General features: G+C 71.4%; 17 protein-coding genes and 1 tRNA gene. 8 read left to right on the top strand and 10 right to left on the bottom strand.

The genetic code is table 11. The features are described 5' to 3' along the window. Positions 1 to 237: 237 nt before the first annotated feature. Positions 238 to 310: transfer RNA gene (locus ACIRS4_RS27505), tRNA-Thr, on the top strand. A gap of 73 nt (positions 311 to 383) precedes the next feature. Here ACIRS4_RS27505 and ACIRS4_RS27500 read toward each other — a convergent pair. The 3 genes from ACIRS4_RS27500 to ACIRS4_RS27490 form a co-directional block, all read right to left on the bottom strand. After that, entirely contained in the window at positions 384 to 1,274 is an 891-nt protein-coding gene (locus ACIRS4_RS27500; RefSeq protein WP_404201075.1) for an aminoglycoside phosphotransferase family protein, read from the bottom strand. Between the two features lie 59 nt (positions 1,275 to 1,333). Next, positions 1,334 to 2,746 carry an MFS transporter gene (locus ACIRS4_RS27495; RefSeq protein ID WP_404201229.1) on the bottom strand — a complete coding sequence of 471 codons (1,413 nt, stop codon included), beginning with the start codon at positions 2,744 to 2,746 and terminating at the stop codon, positions 1,334 to 1,336. Positions 2,747 to 3,088: 342 nt separating this feature from the next. After that, complete coding sequence (locus tag ACIRS4_RS27490; RefSeq protein ID WP_404201073.1) at positions 3,089 to 4,282, bottom strand: NAD(P)-binding protein; 1,194 nt, start codon at positions 4,280 to 4,282, stop codon at positions 3,089 to 3,091. Between the two features lie 126 nt (positions 4,283 to 4,408). Between ACIRS4_RS27490 and ACIRS4_RS27485 the strand changes: the two genes are divergently transcribed. After that, positions 4,409 to 5,116, top strand: coding sequence for a pentapeptide repeat-containing protein (locus ACIRS4_RS27485; protein WP_404201071.1), 708 nt, complete (start codon positions 4,409 to 4,411; stop codon positions 5,114 to 5,116). 12 nt (positions 5,117 to 5,128) lie between these two features. Here the strand turns inward: ACIRS4_RS27485 and ACIRS4_RS27480 are convergent, their stop codons facing one another. Continuing rightward, positions 5,129 to 5,629, bottom strand: a complete 501-nt coding sequence (locus tag ACIRS4_RS27480) for a hypothetical protein (RefSeq protein WP_404201069.1) — start codon at positions 5,627 to 5,629, stop codon at positions 5,129 to 5,131. Positions 5,630 to 5,699: 70 nt separating this feature from the next. Here ACIRS4_RS27480 and ACIRS4_RS27475 point away from each other — a divergent pair, with 70 nt between their 5' ends. Beyond that, positions 5,700 to 7,115: a M1 family metallopeptidase gene (locus ACIRS4_RS27475; protein ID WP_404201067.1), complete on the top strand. Its 1,416-nt coding sequence runs from the start codon at positions 5,700 to 5,702 to the stop codon at positions 7,113 to 7,115. Between the two features lie 142 nt (positions 7,116 to 7,257). Here the strand turns inward: ACIRS4_RS27475 and ACIRS4_RS27470 are convergent, their stop codons facing one another. Continuing rightward, complete coding sequence (locus ACIRS4_RS27470; RefSeq protein WP_130441939.1) at positions 7,258 to 7,833, bottom strand: TerD family protein; 576 nt, start codon at positions 7,831 to 7,833, stop codon at positions 7,258 to 7,260. A 220-nt stretch (positions 7,834 to 8,053) separates the two neighbouring features. On the opposite strand from ACIRS4_RS27470, the gene arfB reads away from it, so the two are divergent. Then, the gene (gene arfB, locus ACIRS4_RS27465) at positions 8,054 to 8,524 is read left to right on the top strand and encodes an alternative ribosome rescue aminoacyl-tRNA hydrolase ArfB (RefSeq protein WP_404201065.1); all 471 of its coding nucleotides are present in this window, start codon (positions 8,054 to 8,056) and stop codon (positions 8,522 to 8,524) included. Positions 8,525 to 8,584: 60 nt separating this feature from the next. Here the strand turns inward: arfB and ACIRS4_RS27460 are convergent, their stop codons facing one another. Further along, positions 8,585 to 9,088 carry a GNAT family N-acetyltransferase gene (locus ACIRS4_RS27460; RefSeq protein ID WP_404201063.1) on the bottom strand — a complete coding sequence of 168 codons (504 nt, stop codon included), beginning with the start codon at positions 9,086 to 9,088 and terminating at the stop codon, positions 8,585 to 8,587. A 57-nt stretch (positions 9,089 to 9,145) separates the two neighbouring features. Then, complete coding sequence (locus ACIRS4_RS27455) at positions 9,146 to 9,664, bottom strand: flavin reductase family protein (protein WP_404201061.1); 519 nt, start codon at positions 9,662 to 9,664, stop codon at positions 9,146 to 9,148. Positions 9,665 to 10,161: 497 nt separating this feature from the next. On the opposite strand from ACIRS4_RS27455, the gene cdgB reads away from it, so the two are divergent. Further along, on the top strand, positions 10,162 to 11,856 hold the full coding sequence (cdgB, locus tag ACIRS4_RS27450; protein WP_404201059.1) for a diguanylate cyclase CdgB: 1,695 nt from the start codon (positions 10,162 to 10,164) through the stop codon (positions 11,854 to 11,856). Between the two features lie 173 nt (positions 11,857 to 12,029). Continuing rightward, positions 12,030 to 12,986: a carbohydrate-binding protein gene (locus ACIRS4_RS27445; RefSeq protein ID WP_404201057.1), complete on the top strand. Its 957-nt coding sequence runs from the start codon at positions 12,030 to 12,032 to the stop codon at positions 12,984 to 12,986. 9 nt (positions 12,987 to 12,995) lie between these two features. Here the strand turns inward: ACIRS4_RS27445 and ACIRS4_RS27440 are convergent, their stop codons facing one another. The 3 genes from ACIRS4_RS27440 to ACIRS4_RS27430 all read right to left on the bottom strand — a co-directional run bounded on the left by ACIRS4_RS27440 (position 12,996) and on the right by ACIRS4_RS27430 (position 16,264). Then, positions 12,996 to 13,916: a 1-phosphofructokinase family hexose kinase gene (locus ACIRS4_RS27440; RefSeq protein ID WP_404201055.1), complete on the bottom strand. Its 921-nt coding sequence runs from the start codon at positions 13,914 to 13,916 to the stop codon at positions 12,996 to 12,998. A 174-nt stretch (positions 13,917 to 14,090) separates the two neighbouring features. Then, complete coding sequence (gene nagA / locus ACIRS4_RS27435; protein ID WP_404201053.1) at positions 14,091 to 15,323, bottom strand: N-acetylglucosamine-6-phosphate deacetylase; 1,233 nt, start codon at positions 15,321 to 15,323, stop codon at positions 14,091 to 14,093. Then, positions 15,323 to 16,264 carry an ROK family protein gene (locus ACIRS4_RS27430; protein WP_404201051.1) on the bottom strand — a complete coding sequence of 314 codons (942 nt, stop codon included), beginning with the start codon at positions 16,262 to 16,264 and terminating at the stop codon, positions 15,323 to 15,325. The genes nagA and ACIRS4_RS27430 overlap by 1 nt, the downstream gene beginning before the upstream one ends. Positions 16,265 to 16,498: 234 nt before the next feature. On the opposite strand from ACIRS4_RS27430, the gene ACIRS4_RS27425 reads away from it, so the two are divergent. Next, entirely contained in the window at positions 16,499 to 17,716 is a 1,218-nt protein-coding gene (locus ACIRS4_RS27425; RefSeq protein WP_404201227.1) for an extracellular solute-binding protein, read from the top strand. A 24-nt stretch (positions 17,717 to 17,740) separates the two neighbouring features. After that, a complete protein-coding gene (locus tag ACIRS4_RS27420; protein WP_404201049.1) occupies positions 17,741 to 17,983 on the top strand; it encodes a DUF3263 domain-containing protein in 243 nt (80 codons plus the stop codon). Positions 17,984 to 18,124 lie beyond the last annotated feature (141 nt).

Below are 18,124 nucleotides of genomic sequence, written 5' to 3'. Positions count from 1 at the left end.
GGACGATCCGTTGTAGGAAGGCGGTTGGTGTAGTCCACCGGAGTGAACTGGCTCAGGACCGTACCCGGCCGCCGCCGCTCTGTCAGCACTTACGGGCCTGTGAACTTCGCGGAACTTTTCGAGGACGTCCGGCACCGGACCGCCCGGCCGGTCCTCCGGACAGCATCTCCGTGGCTGGGCGAAGGGGCGTCTGTGTAAAGTGGTCCCGCCTTCACGTGTGGCGTTGTAACGCGTTGTGCCGCCTTAGCTCAGTTGGCAGAGCGGTTGCCTTGTAAGCTCCAGGTCGTCGGTTCGATTCCGACAGGCGGCTCTACAGCCCAGGTCAAGCAGTGTGTGACCTGGGCTTCTCCATGTGCGGGGCGACGTCATGACCGTCTCCTCCCTCATGTGCGGCCCTCGGTCAGGCGGCGGGCGATCTCCAGGTGCTGCGCGGTGGGGCGGTCACCGTTCTCGATGTCCCACAGGGCGTTCTGGAGGATGCGGGCCAGGGTCCAGGCGCGGGCCCGGGCGCGGTCCAGGGACAGGACGTCGGTCATCGCGTCGAAGCGCCAGCGGACGTCGGCCGCGTCGAAGCGGTTGGCGAGGGCGGGCCAGAGGTCGAAGCCGGGGTCGCCGGCGAGGGGTTTGGGGTCGATGGCGAGCCAGGGGGCGCGGTCGGCGGCGAGGACGTTCCCGTCGTGGAGGTCCCAGTGCAGGAGTCGGTCGCCGGGTTCGTCGACGACCTCCCGCAGTGCGGCGGCGCAGTCGGCGAGCGGTCGGCGGGCGGCCGGGTCCTCGACGCGGGCCAGGGCCTGCGGGGCGCGTTCCAGCATGCGTGCCGCGATGTCGCCCAGGCGGCGCATGCCGGCGGGTGTGGGGACGGCGGTCAGGTCGGCCAGCAGGCGGGCGATGACGAGGACCGCTTCGTGGGGGTCGGGGACGTGGGTCAGCATGCGGGCGGGGTCGAGGCGTTCCAGGAGCAGGGTGCCGGTGGGACCGTCGTGCCGCAGGAGTCGTACGGCCCGTTCGCCGGCCCAGATCCGCAGGGCGACCGGTTCGCCTGTGCTCTCCTCGTCGAGCAGCTGGAGTTTGAGGGCGGCGCATGTGCCGTCCATGGTGGAGGTGACGGGCAGGACCAGGGCGCATCGGCCGTGCATCGGAGTGCCGTCGACGGTCAGGTTCCAGCGTTCGAGGAAGTGCGCGGCGAGCGTGGGCAGCGCGGCGATGAACGCGCGTCCCGCCTCGCCGTTGGCTTCGGCCTGTGCTGTCGCCAGTGCGTGGGGAACGTCGATCATTCTCGGGACGGTACGGCCGCGGGGGTGTCGTATCACCCGGTTTTCGCCCGGAGTGGGGGTCAGGCGATCGACTCGGGGACGGCCGGTCGTTCCGCCGAGGTGTGGTGGCGGGTCGGTCTGCCGGTGACCATCAGGCCTGCCACGACGGCGGCGGTGAGCATGATCGCTGCGGCCCACCAGATGGCGACGGTGTAGCCGTGCACGGTGGCTTCCGCGGCGATGCGCGCGCGGTCGGCGTGGCCGGTGAGGTGGGCGCTGACGTAGGCCGTTCCGCTGGTGGTCGCGATGGTGTTGAGCAGCGTCGTGCCGATCGAACCGCCTACCTGCTGCGAGGTGTTGACGGTGGCCGACGTCACCCCGGCGTCCTGCGGGTCGACGCCGGCGGTGGCTGTGGAGAAGACGGGCATGAAGGTGAGGCCCATGCCGAGGCCCATGAGGACGAGCGCGGGCAGGATCTGTGTGGCGTAGGTGCTGTCCACGGTCATGCGGGTGAGGACGAGCATGCCGCCGGCCGCGAGGGTCATGCCGGGGGCCATGAGCATGCGTGGTGGGACGCGGTTGATGAGTCGGGCGGAGATCTGGGTGGAGCCGGTGACGATGGAGGCGGTGAGGGGGAGGAACGCGAGTCCTGTCTGCACAGGGGAGTACTCGAGGATCACCTGGAGGTAGTACGTCATGAAGAGGAACATGCCGAACATGCCCACGACGGCGAGGGCCATGGTGAGGAAGCAGCCGGCGCGGTTGCGGTCCCGGACGACGTGCAGGGGCAGCAGGGGTACGGGTGCGCGGGTCTGCCACCAGACGAACACCGTCAGGAGCGCGATCCCGGTCGCGAGCAGGGTGGGCACGAGTGGGTCGGTCCAGCCGCGTGGTTCGGCTTCGCTGACGGCGTAGACGATGGAGATGAGGCCGCCGCAGCCGAGGAGTACGCCGGGTACGTCGAGGCGGGCGGCGGTGGGGCCGGGGCGGTCGCGCAGGACGGTGAGGGCGATGGAGACGGCGGCGATGGCGACGGGGACGTTGACGTAGAGGCACCAGCGCCAGTTCAGGTATTCGGTGAGCAGTCCGCCGACGATGAAGCCGATGGCTGCGCCGCTGGCGGAGAGTGTGCCGTAGGTGCCGAACGCTTTGGCGCGTTCTTCCGGGTCGGTGAAGGTGGTGGTGAGGAGGCTGAGCGCGGAGGGGGCGAGGACGGCGGCGAAGGCGCCTTGGAGGGCGCGGGCGGCGAACAGCATGCCGGGGCCGGTGGCGGCGCCGCCGAAGACGGAGGCGAGTGCGAAGCCGACGAGGCCGAGGACGAAGGTGCGTTTGCGGCCGATGAGGTCGGCGATGCGGCCGCCGAGGAGGAGGAGGCCGCCGAAGGCCAGTGAGTAGGCGGTGATGACCCACTGGCGGTTGCCGTCGGCCATGCCGAGGTCGCGTTGTGCGGAGGGGAGCGCGATGTTCACGATCGTCGCGTCGAGGACGACCATGAGTTGTGCGAGCGCGATGACCACCAGGGCCCACCAGCGGCGGGGGTCCGGGGTGGGGTCAGGGCTGGGCTCGGGGGCGGGGACGGGGGCCGGCGCGGGCTCACCTGCCCGGTGGACGATCACCTGGCCAGAAGATCACGGCTGGGGTGGGGGCGCATGCGGGGCGGGGCCGCTCGGGGGTGTGCGTGGCTCTTCCGGCGGTGGCGTGCGGTCCGGCGGACGCCTGTGGCTCCTGTGGCCGGTGGTCGCGGTGCCGGTCTTGCCGCGGTCGGGGCGCCGTGCCGGTGTGTCAGGGGCCTCTCGTGCGTGTCCCGCCGTGGTGGTCCGTCCCGTTCTTCGGCCTCAGGTGTGTTCGCGGTCGAGGCAGGTGCGGCCGAGGGCGAGGGAGACGGCGGTGAGGGCGCTGGTGAAGGAGACTTCGCAGAGCAGGCCTGGTGAGGCCACCTGGTCGCCGGCCAGGTAGACGTCGTCGCCGCGGTCGATGGCCGGGCGGTCGCGCCAGCTGGTGCCGGGTGGGTCGACGGCGCCTGTGCGGGCGGTGGCGACCGCCTCGCGTCGCCAGGTGAGGCGTTCGCGCCAGTCGGGGAAGCCGAGGTCGAGGAGTTGTTCGGCGCGGGTGACGCCGTCGGCTTTGGTCTGGTGCGGGGCGATCGGGATCTGGCCTTGGATCAGTTGTTCCCCGGCCGGGGCGAGGGTGTGGTCCTGGGCGGTGAATCGTTCGATCCATCCGGGTGCGTCCAGGTCGGAGACGGCGAAGGCGTCGCCCTTGGGGGGTCCGCCGATCGAGCGGGGGCGGGGGAGGGGGTGGAGGGCGAGGTCGATCAGTGTGGTGCGGCCGCTCGGCCAGGTGAGGGAGTCGTCTTTCAGCAGTCGGCGGGCGGCGTCGAGGGAGGTGGCGACGATCACGGGGGAGTCCTCGGGCAGGGTGTCGACGCGGGACAGGGTCTCCAGGCGGACGCCGAGGTTCCAGGCGTGGGTGGCCATCCGGTCGACGAGGGTGCTCCAGCCGCCGCGCGGGTAGTGCGCTTCGGGCGGGAGCCTGGTGGCGCGGCGCAGGCGCTCGTGGACGAAGGCGGCGGACAGGGCGCCGGGGTCGTGGTGGAAGAGGGCGACGGCGCTGTAGTGGGCGGCGGCGCGGGCGCCGTCCTCGCCGGCCAGTTCGGTCGCCCAGGTGAGGAAGTCGGTGTCCACGGGGGCGTGGTGGCGGGTGGCGCGGTGGAGCAGTTTCAGCATCGCGAGGGGCGGTGTGCGGCGGAGGGCGCCGTGGTGGCGGAGGCGGAGGCGGGTGGCTTCCAGGGGTGGGAGGGGTGCGAGGGGGCCGATGAGGTCGCGTCGGGCGAGCCAGGTCCAGTGGGGGCCGCCTTTGTAGAGGGCGTGGGGGCCCTCGTTCCTCCGGTAGGGGGCGTCTGCGGTTCTGGCCCGTCCGCCGAGGGTGTGGTGGGCTTCGTGGAGGGTGACTTCGGCGCCCGCTTCGGCGGCGGCGATGGCGGCGGTGAGGCCGGCTAGGCCGCCGCCGATGACGGTGATGCGGTGCATGGACTCTCCTTGCGTGAGGTGTGCCGGGGGCTTCTCGGATACGACCGGTTCGGGGTCGTGCTTTGTGACATCGCGGTGTTTATGCTGGTCGGGGCGTTTGTCAGTGGTGGGGTGCAGGATGGGTGCATGGCGAGGACGGGTGTCGGCGGGGCCGGTGCGGGGCGTGGGGCCGGCAGGAGCGGGGTGAAGGGTGCCCGGCGGCCGGAAGTGCGGCTGCCGGGGGCGTTGGAGCCGTACGGGGGAGGGGAGGTGGAGCCTGACGGCGATTACGACGGGTTGGAGTTCGCGGGGGCGGATCTCGCCGGGCAGGACGGCGCGGGGGCGCGTTTCATGGACTGTGCGCTGAGAGAGTGCGCGTTGGACGGGACGCGGCTGCATCACGCCCGTTTCCTCGACTCGGTGCTCACCGGGGTGCGGGGTGTGGGCACGGAGCTGGCCGAGGCGACGTTGCGGGACGTCGAGATCGTCGACGCGCGGCTCGGCGGCGTCCAGTTGCACGGGGCGGTTCTGGAGCGGGTGCTGGTGCGCGGCGGCAAGATCGATTATCTGAATCTGCGGCAGGCGCGGCTGCGGGATGTGGTGTTCGAGGGCTGTGTGCTGGTGGAGCCCGATTTCGGGGGCGCGCGGCTGGAGCGGGTGGAGTTCGTGGACTGCGCGCTGAAGGCCGCTGATTTCACCGCCGCGGCCTTGACGGACGTGGACCTCAGGGGCGCGGCGGAGCTGGGTCTCGCGGGTGGTCTCGACCGGCTGTCGGGTGCGGTGATCAGTACGGCCCAGCTGCTTGATCTGGCACCGGCGTTGGCCGCGGAGCTGGGGATCAGGGTGGAGGACTGAAGGCGGCGCGGGTCAGCTGACGCGGGGGAAGCGTGCTTGGAGGGTCCAGATCGCGGGGTTGTCGGCGAGGTCTTCGTGGAGGTCGGTGAGGTCGGCGATCAGGTCGTGCAGGAAGTCGCGGGCTTCGCGGCGGAGTTCGGCGTGGGGGAAGGTCAGTGGGGGTTCTTCGGCCGGCATCCAGTCGGCTTCGACGTCCACCCAGCCGAAGCGGCGTTCGAAGAGCATGCGGTCGGTGGACTCGGTGAAGTCCAGTTCCGCGTGCTGGGGGCGGGAGGCGCGGGAGCCCGCCGGGTCGCGGTCGAGGTGCTCGACGATGTCGCACAGGGCCCATGCGAAGTCCAGTACGGGCACCCATCCCCAGGCTGTGGACAGTTCGCGGTCCGTCTTGGTGTCGGCGAGGTAGACGTCTCCGCAGAACAGGTCGTGCCGCAGTGCCCGGACGTCCGCGCGGCGGTAGTCGGTCTGCGGTGGGTCGGGGAACCGGTTGGAGAGGGCGTAGCCGATGTCGAGCACGTAGGCGATGGTGTCATGCGGTGGGCGCGATCAGGCGCCCGGTCGAACTGCTGCACGTAGGATCGCCGGCATGTACCGATCCGTGCGGCTTGTCCGGGCCGCTGCTGTGGGGGTTCTCGTTCCGGTGCTCGCGTTATGTCTGGGCGCGTGCGAGGGAGAGGGGCGGGGCGATGTCGAAGGCTCTTCGGGGGTGGGGGACCCGTACTTCCCGAAGTCCGGCAACGGCGGTTACGACGTCACGCACTACGCCTTGGACCTGGCCTACGATCCCGCGACCCGCCGACTGGCCGGCACCGCCCGGATCACGGCCCGGGCCACCCGGGCCCTGGACGGGTTCCATCTCGATCTGAAGGGGCTGGAGGTCGAGCGGGTCACCGTCGGAGGGAAGGAGGCGTCCTTCGACCAGGAGGGCCAGGAGGTGACCGTCCGTCCGTCCGCCCGGCTCGCCGAGGGCGCGACGTTCGAGACCTCCGTGCGCTACGGGGGCCGTCCGGTCACGATCACCGATCCCGACGGGTCGAAGGAGGGCTGGCTGCGTACCGCCGACGGCGCTTTGGCGCTGGGCGAGCCGACCGGCTCCATGGCGTGGTTCCCGGGCAACCATCACCCTTCCGACAAGGCGTCGTACGACATCACCGTGACCGTGCCCGAGGGGCTCACCGCCGTCTCCAACGGTGAGCTGAGGGGTGAGCGGACCGCGGGTGGGCGTACCGCCTTCTCCTGGCACGTCGCCGAGCCGATGGCGAGCTATCTCGCCACGGTCGCCATCGGCCGGTATGACATCAGCCGGCCCGCCGCCGGTGACGGGCCGCCGCTGTACGTCGCCGTCGACTCGACCCAGGCCGCCCGTGGCCGCGAGGCGCTCGCCCGGCTGCCGGAGGTGCTGGAGTGGGCGGCGTTCAACTTCGGGCCGTATCCCTTCTCCTCCGCCGGTGCGATCGTCGACCGTCCGGGGGACGTCAAGTACGCCCTGGAGACGCAGAACCGTCCTGTGTTCCCCGGCCCGCCCGTTGCCTCGCTGCTCGTCCATGAGATCGCCCATCAGTGGTTCGGTGACTCCGTCACGCCGCGGACCTGGCGGGACATGTGGCTCAACGAGGGTTTCGCCACCTACGCGGAGTGGCTGTGGGCCGAGGACGAGGGCGGTCCTACCGCCCAGCAGAGCTTCCAGGCGATGTACGACGACGGCGAGGAGATTCACGAGGACTTGTGGTCTTTCCCGCCGGCGGTGCCGCCGGAGGCCGAGGACATCTCGGCGGAGGGGCCGGTCTACCAGCGCGGCGCGATGGTGATCCACAAGATCCGGCAGACCGTGGGCGACGACGCCTTCTTCGATCTGGTCCAGGGGTGGACCGCCGCCCACCGTCACGGCAACGCCACGACGGAGCAGTTCACGGCCTACGTGGAGAAGCAGGCGCCGGACAAGGACTTCACCGCGGTCTGGCGGGACTGGCTGTACGGGGAGGGCAAGCCGGAGCGGGCGTGACGGGGTCTCGCCCCCAGGGGGTGAGGATCACGCGGGCGGCGTGTCGCCGGGGACGCCGGAGCCCCCGGCCTTCTTGGGCCGGGGGCTCCGCGAGGCATGACGCTCGCTCAGGCGTGGCACGAGGGTGCCGTGAGGCGTCGGGTCAGACGTTGACGCCGAAGTCCTGGGCGATGCCGACCAGGCCCGAGGCGTAGCCCTGGCCGACCGCGCGGAACTTCCACTCCGCGCCGTTGCGGTACAGCTCGCCGAAGACCATGGCCGTCTCGGTGGCCGCGTCCTCCGAGAGGTCGTAGCGGGCGACTTCCGCGCCGCCGGCCTGGTTGACGATGCGGATGTAGGCGTTGCGGACCTGGCCGAAGTTCTGCGAGCGGTTCTCCGCGTCGTAGATGGAGACCGGGAAGACGATCTTGTCGATGTCGGCCGGGAGGGCCGCCAGGTTGACGTTGATCGCCTCGTCGTCGCCGGCGCCTTCGCCGGTGCGGTTGTCACCGGTGTGGACGATGGAGTTGTCCGGGGTCTGCTTGTTGTTGAAGAAGACGAAGTGGGCGTCCGAGTAGACCTTGCCCTGGGGGTTGACCGCGATCGCGGAGGCGTCGAGGTCGAAGTCCGTGCCGGTGGTGGTGCGGACGTCCCAGCCGAGGCCCACGGTGACGGCGGTCAGGCCCGGAGCCTCCTTGGTGAGCGAGACGTTGCCACCCTTGGACAGGCTTACAGCCATGGGAGTCCTTTCCCTCGTTGCGTAGAGGCTTCGTGAGCCACGAAGCTACAGCTACCCCTATGAACGCCGTGCGGGATGCCCAAGGTTCCCGTGTCTTTACTTTCTTTACCGACGGTTCCGCGGACGGTCACACGGATGGCCTCACAGGTGGCCTGCGGGACAGCCCTCAGGGGGACTCCGTCGGATATTCGGGTGACGTGGACCGGTCACAGACGGGAACATGGACGTCATGTCCGGTTCCTCTCGGGGGCCCGGGGGTCCGACCCCCGGGCGACTCAGCATCCGCGGCTCCGTCTCACTGCCCGAGGCCGAGCTCATGTGGCGTTTCTCGCGGTCGTCGGGGCCGGGTGGCCAGCACGTCAACACCAGCGACTCGCAGGTGGAGCTGCGCTTCGACCTCGCGTCCACCGAGGCGCTGCCCGAGGTGTGGAAGGCGCGGGCCCTGGAGCGGCTGGCCGGTCGGCTCGTCGACGGGGTCGTCAGCGTCCGCTCCTCCGAGCACCGCTCGCAGTGGCGCAACCGTGAGGCCGCCCTGGTGCGCCTCACGGCCCTGCTCGCCGAGGCGACCGCGCCCCCGCCCAAGCCGCGCCGCCCGACCCGCATCCCGCGGGGCATCAACGAGCGCCGTCTGCGTGAGAAGAAGCAACGCTCGGAGACCAAGCGCGGCAGGACCAGCCGCGACTGGTCCTGACCTGACCTGAGCGGCCTGCCTCGAAGCGACCGGGGGAAGCGCCGGCCCGTGAGGCCGCTCTCAGTCCAGTTCCAGCACCCCCACCGTCTCCCCCTCGCTCTTCTCGCCCGTGTCCTCGAAACCCAGGTTCAGGTAGAAGCGCTCGGGGCCGTGGGCGCCGGGGTGCCAGGTGACGTACAGACGGCGGCCGCCTCGGCGGCGGATCTCGGCGGCGACGGACTCGACGGCGAAGCGGCCGTAGCCGCGGCCCTGTTCGGCGGCGGCGATGTTCAGCCGCCACAGGCCGGAGCGGATGATGCTGCCGCCGTCCTGCTTCCAGTCGATGTCGAAGAAGGCCATCAGGAAGCCGACGGGCCGGCCGGCGTCCACGATCAATCGCGGCCAGGCGACGTCCTGGTGCACGTACGCCTCGGCGAGGGACTTCGCGACGGGGGTCACCGCGAATTCCTGCTCCGGGCGGACCTGAATGGCGAGCGCGGCTTCCACATTCGCGGGGGTGATTTCCTCGAGTGTGGGGGAAACCACGGAACGAGAAGGGCCGGCCGGGGTGGCGGGGGTCGTCATCCGGGCACGTTAAGGCGGCGATCCGCGATGGGCCACTGAATTACCGTTCAGTCCGCGTCAGCCCAACTGCCGGTAACGGCCCTTGAAATAGAGCAGCGGACCGCCCTCGGCGCTCGGCACCCGCGCGCTCAGCACGCGTCCGATCACCAGGGTGTGGTCGCCCGCCGTCACTCGCTGCTCGGTGCGGCACTCCAGCGTGGACAGCGCGCCGCCCACCAGGGGCGCGCCGGTGGCCTCGCCGGGGACGTACGGGATGTCCTCGAAGAGGAGGCGGTCGCTGAGGCGTCCCTTCATCGCGAAGCGGCCGGCGATGTGCCGCTGGCTCTCCGCGAGGACGGACACCGCCCACAGGGGCTGTTCGTCGAGCACGTCGTCCATGCGGGAGCCCGTGCGCAGGCTGACCAGGACCAGCGGGGGGTCCAGGGACACGGACAGGAACGCGGTGGCCGTCATGCCGGCGTACTCGCCCTGCGGGGCCAGCGGGTCGTCCGGGTCCAGCGGCGGCTCCTGCGCGGTCACCAGGACCACCCCGCCGGCGAGCCGGGACAGGGCGGTGCGGAACTCGTCGTCGCTCACCCCCACAGCATGCCCGGCGGCCGGCGGGGCGGCCGGGACGGGGTGAGCCGGCGGGGGGTGGGGCGGGAGCAGTTCTGGAGGCATGGGGGAAGGCACGTCCCGCACGCTAGTGTCCGCCCGGGCCGCCCCGCATCGGACCTCCGCCCGAGAGCGGTCGTAGGTCCGGGGACCGATTCCCGTAGGCTCTGCGGCACACTGCGTCATGCGCTCAGGAATGACACAGGAAAAACGCAGAATCATCACTCAAATGTTCACGTTCTTATGTGACTTGAGTCACAAGGGGCCTGAATTGTTGACCCTGTGTACCGAGTGGGCAGCGCGCTGTGATTCAGTGGCAGAGGCGTTACTGAAGACGGGCACAACGTCGACGCAGCGCGACACACACGGGACACGTGACCCGCGCGCGGATCGAAACAGAAACGACAGCGACGACAGCAACGACGTCACGCCGAAGACAACCCTTGATTCGCTGCGAAGTCTCGGGGGGAGGGCGAAGCATGGAGACCGAGTCGGAGCCGTATGTCCGCCTTGCGTCCCTGCGACAGCTGCACCAGGTCATGGCCGACATGAACACGGCACGAAGCATGGCCGACACACTGCAGACCGTCGCCGACGGCGTGGTCACCGCACTGGGCTACGAGCTGGCGTGCGTCAACCTCGTGCGCCCCGACGGCGACCTGGTCGTGGCCGCCTTCTCGGGCAACCCCGCCGCCGAGGCCCTCATCACCGGCCGGGTCGGCTCACGCGAGTCCTGGGAGCGCCGCCTGACCATGGGCGAGACCTGGGGAGACCTGGTCTTCATACCCCACACCGAGGGCTGGATCCTCGACGACGACGACGTCCCGCAGTGGTACACCGACGGCCCCGACCCCCGCTTCGAGGACGAGTGGCACCCCTCCGACCGGCTCTTCGCGCCGATGTACACGCCCGCCGCGCCCGGCGGCGGCTCCTGCGGCGAACTGATCGGCGTGCTCTCCGTGGACCGGCCGCGCAACGGCCGCCGGCCCGGCGCATGGGGCCGTGAAGCGCTCCAGATGTACGCGTTCCAGGCAGCGATAGCCCTCAGCAACGCACGTCTACGCGCGAATATGCAGCGGGCGCTGGTCAGGCTCGGACGCGAGCAGCAGGCCCTGCGCGCCAGTGAGGAATCCTTCCGCCAGGCCTTCGAGTACGCCCCCTCCGGCATGGCCATCGCCGAGATGGGCGGCGACCAGCACGGCCGGATCCTGCGCACCAACGACGCCCTGTGCCGGCTGCTGGGCCGCCCCGCCTCCGCGATGCGCCGCTACTCCTTCTCCGACCTGGTCCACCCCGAGGACATAGGCACCCTGCTGCGCACGTCCGCCGAGGGCGGCCGCGCCGAGCTCCGCCTCGGCCGCCGTGACGGCACGTACGTGTGGGTCTCGCTGCGCAACTCCGTGGTCGCCGACGCCGCCGACGGCCCCCGCTTCCTCCTCACCCACGTCGAGGACATAGAGGAACGCAAGCGCCGCGAACTCCAGCTCGCCCACCGCGCCTCCCATGACTCCCTCACCGGCCTGCCGAACTCCGCCGAACTGCGCTCCCGCCTCTCCTCCCGGCTCTGCCGGCGCCCCCAGTCCGCCGGCCCCGCCGCCCTCGACGCCCCGGGCACGACGGACGCCGTGGACACCGTGGACAGCGCCTACGGCCACCCCGCCTTCGACGCCCACGGCCACGGTTTCGACTACCTGCCGGCCGGCGCCGAGGCGTACGACGCCTACGACCACCACGTGCACACCGTCGCCCCCGAGGAGAGTGCCCGCGACGACGGCTCCAAGGGCCTCGCGGTGCTCTTCTGCGACCTCGACGGCTTCAAGTCGATCAACGACCGGTTCGGGCACAACGCAGGCGACGCGGTCCTCATCGAGGTCGCCCGGCGGCTCTCGCGCGGGGTCCGTGACGGCGACACCGTCGCCCGGCTCGGCGGCGACGAGTTCGTGATACTGGCCGACGGGCTCGGCCGGGCCGACGCCCAGGACCTCGCCGTACGCCTGCGCAACGAGATCATCCAGCCGATCCGCGCCGAGGGCCGCGCCGTCCGCGTGGGCGCCAGCTTCGGCATCGGCTGGGCGCACTGCGGGATGACCGCCGACGAGGTCCTGAAGTCGGCCGACGAGCGCATGTACGTCGAGAAACGATCTCGTCCCAAACAGCACAGACGGGCGGGCTGACACCCAGGTCAGCGGACCGGTCGTGGAGTTGATGCGACCCGAGTCACCCGTTTGGAGGGTGGGATGGGGGTAGGCTCGCTGTTCTCCGCACGAATCGGTCCGCGCATCGAACGGAATGAAGAACTCCGCCCGCGGACCGCATCCGCCCCGCACTTGTTGAGGAGAACGAAGGGATGACGCCCGGCAACAACGGCGCGAGCACGCCCGAGGACGACGACCCGTTCGGCTACCTCTACGCCGACGGTCAGGCCAACGGAGCTCAGCCGCCCTCCGGGGGCTACGGTTACCCGAACTCGGTCAGCCGTGTGCGTGCCGTCGGCGAGCGCAAGTACGGCCAGCCGCAGCAGCAGTCGACCGCGCAGTACGGGCAGGCGACGGTGCCGCAGCAGGGCGCCTACAGCCAGCCGAACTCTCACTACGCCGCCCCCGAGACCCTCCCCGGCGGCGGGGCCGTGCCCACCGGCACCCGGCAGCAGGCGCCGGCCGGCGGCGGTCGGGGCCGCGGCCCCAACACCAAGGGCCTGCTGATCGGCGCGGTCGCGGTGGTCGCCGCGGTCGTGGTCGGCATCGCGGTGGCCATGTCGAAGGGCGACTCCGACGGCGACAAGAAGGACGACACCGCGGCCTCTGCCGGCCCCGCGGCGTCGGCGAGCGCCTCCCCCAGCCCGTCCGGCAGCGGCGAGCCCTCCCAGGAGGCCGAACTGCCGACGGTCGACGCCAAGGCCCTGCGGCTCGGCGGCGCCGCCGCACTGGCCTCCGACGTCAAGGGCGCACAGTCCGACGGCGGCACCTACGTGGGCAACCTCAACCAGGTCGGCAACTCCGTCACCTGGACCGTCGACGGCATCCCGTCGGAGGGCGACTACACGCTGTTCACCCGGTTCAACGTGACCGGCGCGGACCAGGAGATGACGCTCACCGTCAACGGCAAGCCTTTCGGCAACAAGGTCAACCTCGGCAACTTCACGCACGCCAAGGAGGGCGACCTCGAGAAGGGCTGGACGACCACCTACACCTGGCCCACCCTCACCAAGGGCACCAACACCTTCACCATCTCCTGCGAGAACGGCGACAAGTGCAATGTCCTTCTCGACCAGTTGTGGCTGAAGAAGGGTCAGGTCAAGAAGTAGGGCCGGCGCTCAGGCCGCGTTGACCTCGCCGGTCACCGCGACCCGGCCGAGCAGGTCCTCGTAGGCGGCCGGGTCGAACTCTCCGGTCGCCGGAGGAAGAACCGTCGCCGCGGACAGGGCGACCGCGCGGGACAGGGTCTCCGGCCAGGAAAGGCGGTCGGCCAGGCCGGACAGCAGTCCGGCGGTGATGAAGCCGCCGGCGCCGGTCAGGTCGCCGCGCGGCCGGGTGGGCGGCACGGCCCGCCAGTGGCCCTCAGGAGTCGCCGCGACCAGGCCCTGGGCGCCCAGTGAGGCCACCACGGAACGGGCGCCGCGCCGACGGGCGTCCTGGGTGGCCCGCAACGGCTCGTGAGAGCCGGTCAATTCGGCCAGTTCATCGCCGTTCGGCGCGATCAGATCGGGGCGGGCGGCGACCGCGCGGCGCAGCGGCTCCCCTCCGGTGTCCAGCAGCACGGGAACCCCGGCGGCGCGCGCGAGACGCACCAGGCCCGCGTACGCGCCCACGGGCACCCCCGGCGGCAGGCTCCCGCACAGGGCGACCGCGTCCGCGCGGGCCAGCAGCTCCTCGTACGCCTGGAGGAAGGCGGACCACTCGGCGGGCGTGACGAGGGGGCCGGGCTCGTCGAGGCGGGTGGTGTCGCCGGTGCGGGCGTCGACGACGGCGATCGTGCGGCGGGTGGAGCCCGATATCGGTACGAGCGCGTCGGTGACGCCGGTCAGGCGCTCCCGCACGACCCGGCCGGTGGCGCCGCCCGCGAAACCGGTGACGGTCGCCTCGTGGCCGAGCGCGGCCAGGACGCGCGCCACGTCGAGTCCCCGGCCGCCGGGCCGTTCCGTCACCTGGGTCACCCGGTGCGCGCTGTGGGGGCGCAGCGCCGGGACGCGATAGGTGACGTCGAGAGCGGTGTTCAGCGTGACGGTGAGGATCACCTGGTCCGACCTCCCCCGAGGGCCGGCTGTTCGCCGTCCGTTCGCGTGCTGTGACTTGTGCGGATTCCGCTTCCGTGGAAGCGGGTTCTCCGTTTCCGGAGGCACGATCATGCCAAAGAGACGACGGCCGGCCCAGTCCCAGGGTCGGCCGTCGTTCGCGTACGGGCGGACGTTTCAGCCCAGTTGGGGATCCACCACCCAATCCCCCTTGCGCATCACGCCCTTGAGGTCGAAGTTCTCGTCGAGGATGACCAGGTCGGCGTCCTTGCCGGGTTCCAGGGAGCCCACGGTGTCGGCCATGCCGAGCAGCCGGGCCGGGGTCGCGGACAGGGCCGTGACGGCGTCCTCGACCGGGATGCGGTCGACCGTCACCGCCCGTTTGAAGGCGCGGTCCAGGGTGAGGGTGGAGCCCGCGATCGAGCCGCCCTCGACCAGCCGGGCGACGCCGTCGACGACGTCCACCGCGAGCGGGCCGAGGTCGTAGCGGCCGTCGCCGAAGCCGGCCGCGTCCATGGCGTCGGTGATGAACGCCACCCGGTGCGGTCCGGCGTGACGGAACGCCAGCTCCAGTGCGGCCGGATGCAGATGGACGCCGTCGTTGATGAGCTCGACGGTGACCCGTTCGTCCGCGAGGAGGGCGGCGATCGGGCCGGGGGAGCGGTGGCCGAGGGCGGGCATCGCGTTGAAGAGGTGGGTGGCGACCGTGGCGCCCGCCTCGATGGCCTCCACGGTCTGCTCGTAGGTGGCGTCGGTGTGGCCGACGGCGGCGATCACGCCGAGGTCCGTCAGCAGCCGTACGGAGTCGATGCCGCCGGGCAGTTCGCTGGCCAGGGTGACCATCTTCGCCTGGCCTCGGGCCGCGTCGACCAGCTTGCGCACCTCGGCCGGGTGGGGGTCGCGCAGCAGCCGTTCGGAGTGCGCGCCCTTGCGGCACGGCGAGATGAACGGGCCCTCGAAGTGGATGCCGGCCAGGTCGCCCTGCTCGGCCAGCTCGGACAGCAGGCCGGCCTGCCGGACCAGGACGTCCATGTCGTCGGTGACGGTGGAGGCGACGAGGGTGGTGGTGCCGTGCAGGCGGTGGGTGTGGATGGCTTTCCGCACGTCGTCCGCCGACCCGGAGAAGGAGGCTCCGCCGCCGCCGTGGTTGTGGAGGTCGACGAAGCCGGGGATCAGCCAGTGGCCCTTCACGTCGATGAGCTGGGCGTCTGCCGGAGTCGTGGCGGAAATGCGGGTGCCGGCGACGGTGACGCTTCCGTCCGGGACCGTGCCGGTGGGCAGCACGATCCGGGCGCCGGTGAGCACCTTCGCGCTTCGGCCGCCTGCGGGCTGCGGCCGCGTCGTGGTGTGTCGTGCCCCGCGGCGGAGCCGCATGTCGGCGCTGTCCCGCGCCCCTGGGGGGGTGAGCATCAGGGCGTTACCTCCGTACCGTCGGTCGTCGTCAGGAGATCCCAGGCCAGGAGTCCCGCTCCCAGGCATCCGGCGGTGTCGCCCAGGGCCGCGGGGGCGATCGTCGGCGTTTTCTGGAAGGTGAGCCGCCGCCGGACGGCGTCCCTCAGCGGTGTGAACAAGGTTTCCCCCGCCTCGGCGAGCCCGCCACCGATGACGAGCGTGCGGGGGTCCAGCAGGGTGAGCGCGGTGACCAGGCCGTCGGCCAGGGCGTCCACGGCGTCCTGCCAGATCCGGGCGGCGTTCGGGTCGCCGGACGTGACGGCCTTCGCGCAGTCCGCCGCGTCGGCCTCCGGGTTCCCGCAGGCCGCGGCCCATGCCTGGCTCACCGCCGCGGCGGACGCGTACCGCTCCAGGCAGCCGCGCTGCCCGCAGGGGCAGGGCGTCCCGCCGGGCCGTACGACGATGTGACCGATCTCGCCCGCGAAGCCGTGCGCGCCGGCCTCCACCCGGCCGTCCAGGCCGATGGCGCCGGCGATGCCGGTGCCCAGCGCCACGAACAGGAACCGGTCGGCGTCCCGGCCCGCGCCGACGCGGCCCTCGGCGAGCCCGCCGGTGCGCACGTCGTGGCCGAGGGCGACCGGAACGCCCAGGTCGGCGCCGACCAGTTCGCGCAGCGGGACGTCACGCCAGCCGAGGTTGGCGGCGTAGACGGCGGTGCCGCGGGCCTCGTCGACGATGCCCGGCACGACGACGCCGGCCGCGGCCGCGGGTTCGCCGAGGTGCTCGACGCCGTGGGCGCGCAGTGCGACGGCGAAGTCGCGGACGCCGGCGACCACGGCGTCGGGTCCGCGTTCGCGGCCGGTGGCCCGGCGGGCGCGGTGCAGCAGCGTGCCGTCCGCGCCGACCAGCGCGGCCTTCATCCCGGTGCCGCCCACGTCGAGGGCGATGACATGTCTCACGGGGAACAGTGTGGACCGACCGACCTCAAGAGGTCTAGTCCACTGTGGAGTAGACCTGAGTCCGGATAGCGGTTTAATTGGTCGGAACATTCATTCGTGAGGGACCGGCCGGTGTTCACCTGCCGGCCGTCGGCCGGAGCCCCAGAGAGGCGACGGCCCTCAGGGGAGCGGAGACGGGCAGTGCGGCTGCGGGCAGTGAAGTCGGGGACGATCGCGGTGACGACCGCCCTCGGGATGACGGCGGTCCTCGCCGGCTGCGGGGTCGGCGGCTCCGACGACGTCACGCTGAGACTGGTGGCCGCCGACTACGGCGACAACGGCGCCAACACCTCGAAGAAGTACTGGGACAAGCTCGTCCAGGCCTACGAGGCCGAGCACCCCGGCGTCACCGTCGACGTCAGCGTGTACTCCTGGAACGACGTCGACGCCAAGGTCAAGGCGATGGTCAAGGCCGGTGACGCGCCCGACATGGCGCAGATCGGCTCCTACTCCGACTACGCCGCCGCCGACCTGCTCTACAAGGCGGGCGACGTGCTCTCCATCCCCGTCCAGGCCGACTTCGTCCCCCAGCTCGCCGACGCGGGCGAGATGCGCGGCGTCCAGTACGGCATGCCGTTCGCCTCCTCCACGCGGCTGCTCTTCTACAACAAGACCCTCTTCGCCAAGGCCGGCATCACCCCGCCGACCACCTGGGCCGAGCTCGCCGACGACGCCGAGGCGCTCAAGGAGGAGGGCGTGAAGTACCCCTACGCGCTGCCGCTGGGCCCCGAGGAGGCGCAGGCCGAGACCCTGCAGTGGCTGCTCAGCGGCGGAGGCGGCTACACCCCGAGCGCCACCGGCTACAACTTCGACTCCGCCGAGAACGTCGAGACCGTCACCTGGCTGAAGGACAAGCTGGTCGGCAAGGGCCTGACCGGGCCGGTCGCGCCGGGCAAGCTGAACCGGGCCGCCGCGTTCTCGGCGTTCGCCGCCGGCCAGGTCGGGATGCTCAACGGGCATCCCTCGCTGATGAAGGCGGCGAAGAAGAAGGGCGTGCAGTTCGGCATGGTGGCCATGCCGGGCGCCGACGGCCCGAGCAAGACCTCCCTCGGCGTCGCCGACTGGATGACCGCCTTCAAGCAGAACGGGCACGCCGAGCAGATCGGCGACTTCCTCGACTTCGTCTACGACGAGGACAACGTGCTCGCCTTCTCCCGCGAGTACGACCTGCTGCCGGTCACCAACTCCGCCTCCCAGACCATGACCAACGCCCCCGAGGACGCGGACCTGCGGCCCTTCCTGGAGATGCTGCCGGTCTCCGAGGCCTACCCCGTCGGGCGGACCTCGTGGGCGACGGTCAGCGCCGACATCAAGCAGCGGATCGGCTCCGCCGTCACGGCGAACGGCAACCCCTCCGGCGTCCTGAGCGAACTCCAGACGGCGGCGACGACCGCGGAGAACTCCACGGGCTGAGCCGGTTCGACTACCGTGCAGGGCATGGAACGGCCTGAGGCGCGGGAACTGGGGGCGAGGGAGCGGGACATCCTCGCCCTGGAACGGCGCGGGTTCTCCGGGCCCGGCGCGAAGGAGCGGGTGATCCGTGAGGAGCTGGAGCTGTCCCCGGTGCGCTACTACCAGCTCCTCAACGCCCTCCTGGACGACCCGCGTGCCCTGTCCCATGACCCGGTGACGGTCAACCGCCTCCGCCGCGTCCGGGAGGCCCGCCGGGGGGACCGCTGAGATTCCCTCCGGGGGAGGTGCGGAGGTGCGCCGATTCGGAGAGCGCATGCGCATCCTCGCACCCCGGGGGCTACGCCCCCAGACCCTCTGTCGGCCCTGAACGGGCCTCGTCCTCAAACGCCGGACAGGCTGTGATGACGT

The organism is Streptomyces sp. NPDC101166 (genome assembly GCF_044768125.1).
Lineage (GTDB): Bacteria > Actinomycetota > Actinomycetes > Streptomycetales > Streptomycetaceae > Streptomyces.
This window is presented reverse-complemented; position numbering and strand designations above follow the sequence as displayed.

What these genes read in the sequence shown, in the direction of transcription:
- ACIRS4_RS27500 (WP_404201075.1), bottom strand. Translation starts at nt 1,274, where the DNA reads ATGATCGACGTTCCCCACGCACTGGCGACAGCACAGGCCGAAGCCAAC.
- ACIRS4_RS27495 (WP_404201229.1), bottom strand. Translation starts at nt 2,746, where the DNA reads ATGGTCGTCCTCGACGCGACGATCGTGAACATCGCGCTCCCCTCCGCA.
- ACIRS4_RS27490 (WP_404201073.1), bottom strand. Translation starts at nt 4,282, where the DNA reads ATGCACCGCATCACCGTCATCGGCGGCGGCCTAGCCGGCCTCACCGCC.
- ACIRS4_RS27485 (WP_404201071.1), top strand. Translation starts at nt 4,409, where the DNA reads ATGGCGAGGACGGGTGTCGGCGGGGCCGGTGCGGGGCGTGGGGCCGGC.
- ACIRS4_RS27475 (WP_404201067.1), top strand. Translation starts at nt 5,700, where the DNA reads ATGTACCGATCCGTGCGGCTTGTCCGGGCCGCTGCTGTGGGGGTTCTC.
- ACIRS4_RS27470 (WP_130441939.1), bottom strand. Translation starts at nt 7,833, where the DNA reads ATGGCTGTAAGCCTGTCCAAGGGTGGCAACGTCTCGCTCACCAAGGAG.
- arfB (WP_404201065.1), top strand. Translation starts at nt 8,054, where the DNA reads ATGGACGTCATGTCCGGTTCCTCTCGGGGGCCCGGGGGTCCGACCCCC.
- ACIRS4_RS27460 (WP_404201063.1), bottom strand. Translation starts at nt 9,088, where the DNA reads ATGACGACCCCCGCCACCCCGGCCGGCCCTTCTCGTTCCGTGGTTTCC.
- cdgB (WP_404201059.1), top strand. Translation starts at nt 10,162, where the DNA reads ATGGAGACCGAGTCGGAGCCGTATGTCCGCCTTGCGTCCCTGCGACAG.
- ACIRS4_RS27445 (WP_404201057.1), top strand. Translation starts at nt 12,030, where the DNA reads ATGACGCCCGGCAACAACGGCGCGAGCACGCCCGAGGACGACGACCCG.
- nagA (WP_404201053.1), bottom strand. Translation starts at nt 15,323, where the DNA reads ATGCTCACCCCCCCAGGGGCGCGGGACAGCGCCGACATGCGGCTCCGC.
- ACIRS4_RS27425 (WP_404201227.1), top strand. Translation starts at nt 16,499, where the DNA reads ATGACGGCGGTCCTCGCCGGCTGCGGGGTCGGCGGCTCCGACGACGTC.
- ACIRS4_RS27420 (WP_404201049.1), top strand. Translation starts at nt 17,741, where the DNA reads ATGGAACGGCCTGAGGCGCGGGAACTGGGGGCGAGGGAGCGGGACATC.